Genomic DNA, 10796 nt, shown 5'->3' with positions numbered 1-10796 from the left:
GGCAGACGAGTCCAGGTTCGGCAGTCTCCGCGAAGAACGACAGGAAGGACCAGGCATCCGATGACATCCGGGCCGAACACGTCCACGCCGCCGAGCCGTGGCCGGGTGGTGATGCTTGTCGACAACGGCGTCCACGGCGACTCGCGGGTACAGAAGACGGCGCGTTCCGCCGCCGAGGCGGGCTGGGACGTCGTCCTGGTCGGCGTGCTGGGGCACTCCGCGGTGGAGCGCTGGCAGATCGGCGCGGCCGAGGTGCGGCTGGTCCCGGTACGCCGCTCGCTCGGCCGGCACCCCACCCAGTTCCGGCGATCGTTGCGCCGGCCACTGGCGTACCCGCCGGGTTTCGAGGCCGGTTACCGGATTCAGAAGGTCGCGGCCTGGCAGGCGGCCATGCACGAGCGGCGGATTTCCCGGGCTCTCCGGGGCGGGAAGCTGCGTGCGGCCGTCCTCGACGGGCTCCAACTGCCGCTCCGGTTGTCCGCGAAGGTCCTGGCGCGCTGGGCTCGGTTCCGGGCCGGTGAACTGCAGCGGCTGACCCGCAACCAGCAGGACCCGAAGACGCTGATCACGAGGCTCTCCATCGGTTTCTGGCAGAAAGTGCTCGGCCCGCGGAGCTGGCGGCGGCTGGATCCCGGACTCTGGATGTACGAACTGGCCTTCCGGACCGTCATCGACGAGCTGAAGCCCGATCTGATCCACGCCAACGACTTCCGCATGCTCGGGGTCGGCGTCCGGGCGGCCCGCCGGGCGCGTGCCGAGGGCCGGCAGGTCAAGCTGGTCTGGGACGCGCACGAGTTCGTCGCCGGGGTGATGCCCCGGGAGGAGAACGTGCGATGGCTACCGGCGCAGGTCGCGCACGTGGAGGAGTACATCTCCCACGCCGACGCCGTGGTCACCGTCTCCGACACCCTCGCCGAGCTGCTCCAGCAGACCCACCGGCTGCCGACCCGGCCACACGTGGTGCTCAACGCGCCGGTCGTGACCCCGCCCGCCGCCGAACCGGGGGCATCAGCACCTGACCTGCGGCAACTCTGCGGGGTGGATCCGGCGACCCCGCTGCTGGTCTACTGCGGCGGGGTAAACCCGACCCGGGGCATCGAAATCATGATCGACACCCTGCCGGCCATTCCCGAGCTGCACGTCGCGCTGGTGACGCTCTCGCCGAGTGCGAACAACTCCCCCTCGGAGGAACTGCGGGCTCGGGCCGCGCGGTTGGGGGTGGCCGACCGCGTCCACCTGCTGCCGTACGTGAAGCACTGGCAGGTGGCCGATTTCCTCTCCGCCGCCGACGCCGGGGTGATCCCGATCCACCACCAGCTCAACCACGAACTGGCGCTGATCACCAAGTTCCTGGAATACTCCCACGCCCGGTTGCCGATCGTGGTGAGCGACGTCCGGACGATGGCGGAGACGGTACGCCGGACCGGCCAGGGCGAGGTGTTCCGGGCCGAGGACGCGGAGGACTACCTGCGCGCGGTGCGGGCCGTGCTGGCAGATCCCGAGCGGTACCGGGCCGCCTACGACCATCCGGGGCTGCTGGCGGGATGGACCTGGGAGGCACAGGCGGAGATCCTCGACGAGCTGTACGGCACCCTCCTGCCCGGCCGTTCCCGGCCGGCGCCGGTCCCCGCGCAGCCTGCGCCCGCGGCTGCCAGCGCCCCCGGAGCACGAGTCGAAGAGCGGGTCTGAGCTTCCTCCCGCACCTCTGAGTCCGCCGCACCTCTGCTGAGCCGCCGGCTCCCGGCACCACCGGGAGCCGGCGGTCTGGCGGATCCGGTCCCGAGTCCGGTCCGCCAGACCCGCCCGACTAGTTCCGCTGCGGCGCGGACCGGCCCGGACCGGCGGAGGCGTCCACGGCGAGCCCGAGCAGTCGGCCGTAGCCGTCCCGGACGATCGGCCAGTCCCAACTCGCGTAGGCGTGCGCGGCGGCCTCCCGGCCCAGCTTCCGCCAGCGCTCCTCGGTGGCGGTGGCGGCGAGCACCCGCTCCGCCACCTCCGCCGGTGTCGCCGCCACCCACTCGGCGGGCAACAACGTCCCCGCCCCCTGCGACTTGCCGGCGAAGGCGGGCCAGTCCCGGGTCAGCGGCACGGCACCGCTCGCAGCCCCCGCGACGAGTACGTCCGGAAAGCCCGTGTAGACCGAGGAGTCGAGGATCACGCCCATCCCGGTGAGCGCCTGCGCCAGGTCGTCGCCGGCCCGTTCGATCGCCCCCGACGCCTCGAACTCGGCGAAGTCGCGGCGGAGCCGGTCGCTGTACTGCTTGGCGGCGGCGCTCAACTTGGCACTCAGGCCCGGACCGATCATCGACAGCCGGTAGCGGTCGTCCCGCTTCCGCAGCTCACGCAGGGCCTCGACGGCCCACCGCGGATCCTTCGTCACGGCGTTGAAGCCGACCAGTCCCACGGTGAACCGCGCCTCCGGCGGCTTCGGCCGGTCGAACGAGCGGAGATCCTGGGGTACGCCGATGACGTCGAGCCGCGGCGCTCCGGCAACGGTCAACTGCGGTAGCACGGTGCCGGCCAGATCCCGCAGGTGTGCCGAGGGCAGGACCACCGAGTCGACCCGGGAGAAGTCCACCAGGTGCGGCCAGACCTCGAAGATCTCCGGACCGTTCAGCCGTACCACGACCCGGGTCGTACCGGGGTCCTGCAGCGTGCAGAGGGCCGCTGCCGCTCGGCAGCGGTCGATCAGCACGGTGTCGGCCCACTCCAGGTGCGGTTGGAGCCACTCCCCGATCCGCGCCCCGAACGGGGACGTGCCGGTGAGGATCTCCTCCATGACCGGCTTGATGTCCCGGCTGACGTTCGGGCCCTCCGGGCCGGCGTTGACCTCGAGTACGCGTACCTCGACCCCGGCGAGTTCCGCGCAGAGCCGGCGGAGAGTTTCCGCGTCCCCGTCGAGCACCGGGACGGCGAGGAGCAGGCGCAGCGGCCTGCCGGTGGGTGCCGGCTCCGGCCCGGCCGCCCGGCCCCGGGGCGCGAAGAGCCGCCGGGCCACCGCGCTGGCGCGTACCGGCCCGAGGAAGGCGGCGGGATCCGCGACCAGTGGAGACTGGAGGCGGTCCTGGTGCAGCACCCGGTGGGTGAGGAGTTCCCAGGCCAGGTGAAGGGATTCGACCGCACGTCCCGGGTCCTTCCCGACCCGGGACTCGGCGTACGCCAGTTGGGCGGCGACGGCAGCGCGCAGACCGGTCGGCACCCGGCCGAGGTCGAGTTCGGCCAGTGCCTCGTCAGCAAGCAGCGCGGCTCGCGCCTCGGCGCCGCGCATCCGGGTGACCACCGCAGCCGAGGTGCTGGCCGCGATGGACGAGCGGCCGGCCCGCACCATGCTGGTGTGCACCCGCAGTGCCACCTTGCTGCGGAGCCGGTCGGGGATGTGTGGAGCCTGCAGCGCCCGGCTCCACAGCCAGGCACCCGCCGGCATCCGCATCACCTGCGTGCCGGTCGCGTTCAGCAGGGTGTTCCGGCCGGTGTCGACGACCAGCCGGCGGGCACCGCGTACCCCGATCAGGGTGGTCAGCCTGAGTCGCCGTCCGAACTGGCCGATGCCGCCGGGCGCCGAGGCCCCACCGCTGCCGGTCGTGGAACTCCTGGTCAACACGCGTAGCGCGGGTGCCGTGCCGGAGACGGCGGTGGCCCGGCTGTTGCGCTGGGCGAGTTCCCAGACGGTGTTGACCGCCCGGGGGTCGAGCGCCACCAGCAGGTCCGCCTGCCGTGCGTACCGCTGGATCCAGCCGCTCCGGCGGGCGTAGAGCCAGGGGCGCCGGCCCTGCTGGGCGCGCTGCACCTTGCGGCGGAACCGCGCGTCCTCACTCTGCTTCGGGGCGAACGAGTGCACCTCGGCGATGCCGGGGTCGAGCGCGAGTGGCTCCACGTCGAAGAAACAGGCCAGCCGCACGGTGGCGCCGGTCTCGTGGATGCGCCGCACCGCGTCGACGAGAACCGTCCGCTCCAGCGGAGGGGCGACGGCGATCAGAAGCACATTGGTCATGACCTGGCATCCCCCGCGAGTACCCGCCGGTCCGTGGCCTGCCCGGATTGTGCGCCCGCGCCGTCCGGGCGGACGAGGTCGGCGAGGTGCCGGACGGCCGGGACGAGCTGACCGCTCCGGGTGAAGCGCGCCGCGAAGGCGCGGGCCGCCTCCCGGTCCTGCTCGGTGCTGTCGACCGCCAGCCGGGCCGCCTCGAGGAAGGAGTTCGCGAGCTGCCGGGGCGCCAGACCGACCGCGCCCGTCCAGAGCGGATGGCCGACCAGCACCTTGCTCGCGTCGTGGTCGACGTTGTGCGCGGAGACGACCGGGAGCCCCGTCGCCATGAACTCGTACACCTTGCCGGAGGTGACGTACCGGCCGCCGACGAGCATCAGGACGAGCGCGTCCCAACTGCGGTATGTCTCGGCGAGGGTGGCCTTGGGCACCGGCCCGCCGAACGTCACGCCGTCCGGCGCCGCCGCCTTCAACAGGTCCATGTGCCGGTTGGCCTCCCGGGCGGCGCCGGCGCCGATGTGCCCGCGTACCTCGAAGCGGGAGCGGGCCAGCAGCTCGCTCTGCTGCCGGGCGAGCCGCCAGCCGGTCAGCACCGAGTCGAGGAAGGCCGGCGGGAAGTTGACCGAGCCGAGGTAGCCGAAGGTGAGTCCGCGACCGGGGTCGGGCGGGCCGATCCGCTCCGGGATGCTCTCCTCGTCGAAGCCGTTGCGTACCACCTGCACCCGGTCGGCGAGCTCCGGATAGCGCTCCCGGTAGAACCCGGCGATGGGGTCGTTGACGCACCAGATGGCGAGGGCCTCGGCGAGGACCCGTGCCTCCCACTGGCCGGCCTCGGAGTCCCGGGTGAACGCCTCACCACCGCCGATGACGTCCACCGACCACCCGTCGCGGAAGTCGACCGCGTACGGCACACGGTGCTCCTCCCAGAGCCGCCAGGTGGCCGCCAGGTTGACGTAGGGCGCACACGTGGTCAGCAGCAGGTCGGCCGGGTGCTCCCGGTGGACCCTGAGCAGCCCCTCCTCGAGCGGCATGCGCCAGCCGCCGAAGACGGCCTCGGGAAAGCTCCGCTGGTTGCGCTGGTGCAGCTCGGTGACCCACCCCCGGGGGTTGAGGGTGCGGGCCTCCGAGAACTTCCGGATGTCCGTTTCCAGGTCCTCCCGGACCAGCGGCAGCTCCACCACCTTGACCCGCGGATCGACCCCGTCGGAGAGGGTGTGGTCCAGGCCGAACTCGCGCTCCCACGCCTCCTGACAGATGGTGACGACCGTGACGTCCCAGCCCAGCCGGCAGAACTGGTTGGCGGTCTCCCGCATCCGGTACGCGCAGCTCTTGGCCGCCGGTGGAAATCCGATGGCGAGGTAGATGACGTGCGGACGCTCGCCCGTGGACGCCGTGCCGGCACCGCCAGAGGTGGGGCGTCGGCGCCGGCCGGTCAGTGGGGTTGCCAGGTGTCTGAGCATTGTCATCGTCCGCTTTCCCGGCCCGGTTGCGCGATCACGACTTCGAGGCTCCGGACCACCTGGTGGGCTGCCTCGGTTACGACCTTCACGTGGTGATACTCCCAGGTTCGCTCTGCGGGCGCGGACGACCGGCACGTGACCAGAGGGCGGGTGGCTGAGGCCGGCCGTTCGGAGTCTAGTGGGTTCTCACCACCGTCCATCGCCGGCCCGATGATGCGTCTCCCGCGTGGTTTGTCGTGCCTCCGGGTGCTGTGCCAGACTTCGGCGGCTCCTTGCCGCACGGGGTGATCGACGCGGAAATCCATCCTTCGCGGAGTCTGCGGCGATAGTCCTTGATTGGGCCTTCTGTCGTGCCGCACCGCCGGGGCGGCGCCCGGCGCCGGTAGGTCGCTACGATGCGGGGCCGCGCAGTTCTGGCGTCGGGTGGCGCTGGCTCCGTCCCGCCTTCCCACAGCACCCGAGATGGGAGATCGATGTCGCCTCTCGCCCGGCGTTCGGCGCTCGGCATGCTGGCGGTGGGCCTGCCGGCAAGCGTCCTCGCCCTCTCTGCCTGCCAGGGTTCGCGGGCATCGAAGGTGGCGCCGCCGTTGGTGGCCCGGGGCGACGCGGTGCGGGCCGAGAACCGGCTCCCCGGCACGCGGGCCTGGCGTTCCGGCAGCGGCGGTCTGGGTGACGCCGACGACGGGCGGTCGCAGATCCAGGGGTACGCCTCGGTGACCAGCGCCGCCGCCGGAGAGCCGATCGATTTCCACGTCACTGTGGACACCCCACAGAGCATCACCATCTCGATCTACCGGCTCGGCTGGTACGACGGCACGGGCGGCCGGCTCGTGCAGACCAGCGAACCGCTGCCCGGCCGGGTCCGTCCGGTGCCGCCGGCCGATCCGCTGACCGGCGTGATCGAGTGCCACTGGCCCGCCACGTGGCGGGTGACGGTGCCGGCCGACTGGATGTCCGGCGTCTATGTCGCCGTCTTCACCGGTGCCGGCGGCCGTCGCAGCTGCACGCCGTTCGTGGTCCGCGACGACCGGCATATCGCGGAACTCTGCGTGGTGCTGCCCTTCTCGACCTACCAGGCATACAACCAGTGGCCGTTGGACGGGCGGCGGGGAAAGAGCCTCTACTACGGCTTCCCACTGCCGGGCGGGCCGATCAGCTATGCCGACCGCGCCGTGCGGGTGTCGTTCGACCGCCCCTACTCGGGGGGCGGCTGGCCGAAGCAGTTCGACCGCGACCACGACTTCGTGCAGTGGGTCGAGCGCCGCGGCTACGACGTGACGTACGCGTCGACGGTGGACCTGCACGCCGGCCGGATCGATCCGAAGCGCTACCACGGCCTGGTCTTCTGCGGGCACGACGAATACTGGTCGGCCCAGATGCGGCACCGGGCGAGCGAGGCGGTGGAGCGGGGCGTGAGCCTGGCCTTCCTGGCCGCCAACAACCTGTACTGGCAGATCCGGCTGGATCCGTCGAGCGACGGGCGCGAGCATCGGACCATCACCTGCTACAAGACGACACCGGATCCGCTACACGGCCTCGGCGGTCGTGGCGCCACCGTGCGGTGGCGGGACATCGGCGGCCACCACGAGCATGCCGAGCAGGGGTTGCTCGGTGTGCAGTACAACGGCATCGTCGCCGCCACGAAGCCGCTGGTGGTGAGCGCCGCTGACCACTGGTTCTGGGCCGGCTGCAACGTGACCGAGGGCACCGAACTGCCCCGGCTGGTCGGTGGCGAGGCGGACGGCTACAACCCGGCGATGCCGGCCCCGGCCGGGGTGCAGGGCACGATCCTCTCCGCCTCGCCGTATCCGCTGCGCAACGGCACGTTACGCGAGCAGAACACCCACCTGTACGAAACCCCGCGCGGCGCCGTGGTCTTCGACGCCGGCACGCTGCACTGGACCCTCGGGCTCAACCGGCAGGGCTACCGCGACCAGAAGATCCAGATTGCCACCCGGAACCTGCTCGACCGCATCGTGCGCCGACCGCCGTGGACGTGACGGTGCCGGTGGGAGGTGCCGGTGGGAGGTGCCGGTGGAGACGGTCAGGTCGGGGTGCTGGCCAGGACCTCCACCACGCGCCGGGCGGCGCGCCCGTCGCCGTACGGCTCGGTGCGCCCGGCGGTGGGCGCTTCCCGGGTGGCGGTCCGCACCCAGGCGTCCGCCGTCATCGCGCCCGGGTCCGGGACGAGCACGTTCCAGCCGCCGTCGAGCGTCTCCGACCACTCGGTCTCCGGGCGGAGTGTGGTGCAGGCGCGACCGAGCAGGTAGGCCTCCTTCTGCAGTCCGCCCGAGTCGGTGACCACGCCGACCGAGCCGAGCACCGCGCGCACCATGCCCGCGTAGGGCAGCGGCCGGCCGACCCGGATCGCGCCCTGGGTCAGCTTGACGCCGTGCTCGTCGGCCCGGGCCACCAGCCTGGGATGGGCGAGCAGCGCCACCGGCACCGGCAGGGCGGCCAGCGCCTCCACCAGGGTTGCGAGCCGCTTGCCGTCGTCGGTGTTCTCGGCCCGGTGCATCGTGGCGAGCAGGTAGGGCGCCCCGGCGTCGATGCCCTCGGGTAGCTCGCCCGGCGGCTGCTGCCCGGCCAGCACCGAGTCACGGACCCGGAGGCAGACGTCGACCATCACGTCGCCGACCATCCGGGCCCGGGCCGCCAGCCCTTCCGACGCGAGGTGCCGCATCGCCTCCTCGGTCGGCGCGAGCAGCAGGTCCGCCGCGTGGTCGGTGAGCACCCGGTTGTGCTCCTCCGGCATGGCCCGGTTGAAGGAGCGCAGCCCGGCCTCCAGATGCGCCACCGGCAGGTGCTGCTTCACCGCGCTGAGCGCGCCGGCGAGGGTCGAGTTGGTGTCACCGTAGACGAGCACCCAGTCCGGCTTCTCGGCGGCGAGCACCGGGTCGAGCGCCGCGAGGGTTCGCCCGGTCTGTTCGCCGTGCGTGCCGGAGCCGATGCCGAGGTGGACGTCCGGCTGCGGGATGCCGAGCCCGGAGAAGAACACGTCGGAGAGGTCGGCGTCGTAGTGCTGACCGGTGTGCACGATGACGTGCCGGTGCGCGGTCTCCGCGAACGCGGCGGCCATCGGGGCCAGCTTCACCAGTTGGGGACGGGCCCCGACGATACTTACGACCTTCACGTGGCGAATCTCCAAATTTGTCGAGGAAGGGCCGGGCGGACCGGCGGGGCGAGGGCCCCGGGCGCGGCCGGCGCGTGGAGTGCGGTCGGCGCTCGGAGTGTAGTCACCGCCGCCGCGTGCTCCGGTACCCGGCAGGTACGTCCCCCGGTAAGCCGCAGGGTACGCCAGCCCCGCCCGGTACGGCGGCATATCGGCTCCTAAGCCATGTTTCCGCCTGCTCCGTGCCGCCGCTGCCCGTTCCTGAGCCGGTGTCCGTTGGTGTTTGCCGCTGCTCCGTCCGCTGTGGCAGACTGCGACGCGCTCACCGCCATGGGATCGCCGTGGGAAACGCCAGCATCGCCGTGGGAAACACCAGCATCAGGGAGCCGTGCCGCAATGATCTCCGATCCTCCGTGGGTACGGGCGAACCCTTCCGAGGCCCGGCGATGAGTCCCGGCGGCGGTGTCGCCAGGAAGGTCCGGCGGACGGTCGCACGCTCGGCGAAGGTCGGACTCGGCTGGACCACCTCGCCGACGCTCCTGCGCTCCCGCGTCGTCTCCGGGCTCTGGGGAGTGGCGCTCGCCAGCCCCGGCATCCCCGAGGGGACCCGCAGCAGGCTCGCCGGCCACGTCCAGGACAGCCTGCTGCGCGCCGGCCGGACGGAGCAGGCCCTCCGCACCTCCGACGCCGCGCTGCGCCGGATCCGGAACCGCCGGTTCCGGGCCGACCTGCTGATGCGCCAGGTGGGCGCCGAGCTGGAGGCCGGCACTCCGCCGAGCCTGCCCGCCGCCGTCTCCGCCGAGCTCGCGGTCGCCGACGGCCTGCTGGCCAAGGGGGACCGCCGGGGGGCGGTGCTCGCCGTGCAGACCGTGCACCGGCAGTTGTTCCACCGGCGGCTCCAGTTCGACCGCATGACGTCGCCGCTCGCCGACGACCCGGCAGGCTTTCTCGCGCCGTGGCACGCAAGCGCCACGGTCCAGGCGCTCTCGGCGCCCAGGGGCCGCAGCGGCGCCCCGGGGCCGGTCCCGACCGACCGCCCGCTGCGGCTGCTCATCGCCACCTACGGCAACCACGGCTTCCTCAACGCCATCCGCCGGCACTTCGAGCAGCGACCGGACGTCGAGGTGCGCTTCCTGGACCCGGGGGAGGACGGCACGCACGTGCCGCTGCTCAACAACAGCCGGGCGATGATGGAGCACATCCTGGCCGGGCGCTCCAGCTACGGCGACCGGGTTCGGGAGTGGCTCGGGCCGCAGCTGGAGTGGGCCGACGTCGTCTTCGTCGACTGGTGCGCGGCGATGGCGGTGCTCTTCTCGCTGCTGGACCCGGGGTCGACCCGGGTCATCGTCCGGCTGCACAGCTTCGAGGCCTTCGCGCACTGGCCGCACCTGGTCGACTTCTCCCGGGTGGACGACCTCGTCTTCGTCTCCGACCACCTGCGCGACCTCGCGGTCGCCGCGGTCCCGGGAATGGCCGCTGCCGGCACCCGGCTGCACGTGATCAGCAACGCGATGGACCTGCGGTCGTACCGCCGGCCGAAGAACCCGGAGGCCCGGTTCACCCTCGGCGTCGTCGGGATCAAGGCGGTCGCCAAGGACCCGGGCTGGGCGGTACGCGTCCTGCGCCACCTGCGCGCCCACGACGACCGCTACCGGCTCGCCCTGTACGGCCATGACCTCAACGCGGACGCCAGCCCGGACGCCCGGCGGTTCTGGGACGAACTGCTGGCCGAGATCGCCGACCTGGAGGCGGCCGGCGCGGTGGTCCGGATGGGGCAGACCGAGGACATGCCGGAGGCGTTCCGGGAGGTCGGGGTCGTCGTCAGCAGCTCGGTCCGGGAGAGCTTCCACTGCGCCCTGGTGGAGGGGGCTGCCAGCGGGGCCGTGCCGGTGGTCCGGGACTGGCCCTTCTTCGCCGGCCGGCCGGCGAGCGCCCGCAGCCTCTTCCCGCCGGACTGGGTGGTGGACTCGCCGGAGGAGGCCGCCGAGCGGATCCGTTCGCTGACCGCCACCGAGCAGGCGTGGCGCTCGGCCGGCGAGGCCGCGGCGGAGCACGCGATCGCCACCTGGGACTGGGAGATCGTCAAGAACCACTTCGACGACCTCGTGTACGGTATGGCCGTCGCGACGGCGGGCGGCAGCCCCGGCGGCGGGAAATAGCGCGGTAACCCGACCTTTCACAGCGTGGGCATACGAGGTCGTGTCCCGTCCGCACGGCGGGCGATCGACCTCTATGAAGA

General features: G+C 72.5%; 6 protein-coding genes. 3 read left to right on the top strand and 3 right to left on the bottom strand.

Going from position 1 to position 10796, the window contains the following annotated elements:
- Positions 1 to 60 precede the first annotated feature (60 nt).
- Entirely contained in the window at positions 61 to 1689 is a 1629-nt protein-coding gene (locus ACN28C_RS26675) for a glycosyltransferase family 4 protein (protein WP_422770266.1), read from the top strand.
- Between the two features lie 118 nt (positions 1690 to 1807).
- On the opposite strand, the gene ACN28C_RS26670 is transcribed toward ACN28C_RS26675, so the two are convergent.
- The gene (locus tag ACN28C_RS26670; RefSeq protein ID WP_422770265.1) at positions 1808 to 3991 is read right to left on the bottom strand and encodes a glycosyltransferase family 1 protein; all 2184 of its coding nucleotides are present in this window, start codon (positions 3989 to 3991) and stop codon (positions 1808 to 1810) included.
- Positions 3988 to 5451: a glycosyl transferase gene (locus ACN28C_RS26665; RefSeq protein ID WP_422770264.1), complete on the bottom strand. Its 1464-nt coding sequence runs from the start codon at positions 5449 to 5451 to the stop codon at positions 3988 to 3990. Before ACN28C_RS26665 ends, ACN28C_RS26670 begins: the two co-directional genes overlap by 4 nt.
- A 467-nt stretch (positions 5452 to 5918) precedes the next feature.
- Between ACN28C_RS26665 and ACN28C_RS26660 the strand changes: the two genes are divergently transcribed.
- Positions 5919 to 7445, top strand: coding sequence for a N,N-dimethylformamidase beta subunit family domain-containing protein (locus ACN28C_RS26660; protein WP_422770263.1), 1527 nt, complete (start codon positions 5919 to 5921; stop codon positions 7443 to 7445).
- A 44-nt stretch (positions 7446 to 7489) separates the two neighbouring features.
- Here ACN28C_RS26660 and wecB read toward each other — a convergent pair whose 3' ends face one another.
- Positions 7490 to 8578, bottom strand: coding sequence for a non-hydrolyzing UDP-N-acetylglucosamine 2-epimerase (wecB, locus tag ACN28C_RS26655; RefSeq protein WP_422770262.1), 1089 nt, complete (start codon positions 8576 to 8578; stop codon positions 7490 to 7492).
- Positions 8579 to 9003: 425 nt separating this feature from the next.
- Here wecB and ACN28C_RS26650 point away from each other — a divergent pair, with 425 nt between their 5' ends.
- Positions 9004 to 10716, top strand: coding sequence for a glycosyltransferase (locus ACN28C_RS26650; RefSeq protein ID WP_422770261.1), 1713 nt, complete (start codon positions 9004 to 9006; stop codon positions 10714 to 10716).
- Positions 10717 to 10796 lie beyond the last annotated feature (80 nt).

It is taken from the genome of Plantactinospora sp. WMMC1484, from assembly GCF_049315195.1.
Lineage (GTDB): Bacteria > Actinomycetota > Actinomycetes > Mycobacteriales > Micromonosporaceae > Plantactinospora.
This window is presented reverse-complemented; position numbering and strand designations above follow the sequence as displayed.

Bases quoted from the DNA above. Each gene is read 5' to 3' on its own strand.
- ACN28C_RS26675 (WP_422770266.1), top strand. From the start codon at position 61: ATGACATCCGGGCCGAACACGTCCACGCCGCCGAGCCGTGGCCGGGTG.
- ACN28C_RS26670 (WP_422770265.1), bottom strand. From the start codon at position 3,991: ATGACCAATGTGCTTCTGATCGCCGTCGCCCCTCCGCTGGAGCGGACG.
- ACN28C_RS26665 (WP_422770264.1), bottom strand. From the start codon at position 5,451: ATGACAATGCTCAGACACCTGGCAACCCCACTGACCGGCCGGCGCCGA.
- ACN28C_RS26660 (WP_422770263.1), top strand. From the start codon at position 5,919: ATGTCGCCTCTCGCCCGGCGTTCGGCGCTCGGCATGCTGGCGGTGGGC.
- ACN28C_RS26650 (WP_422770261.1), top strand. From the start codon at position 9,004: ATGAGTCCCGGCGGCGGTGTCGCCAGGAAGGTCCGGCGGACGGTCGCA.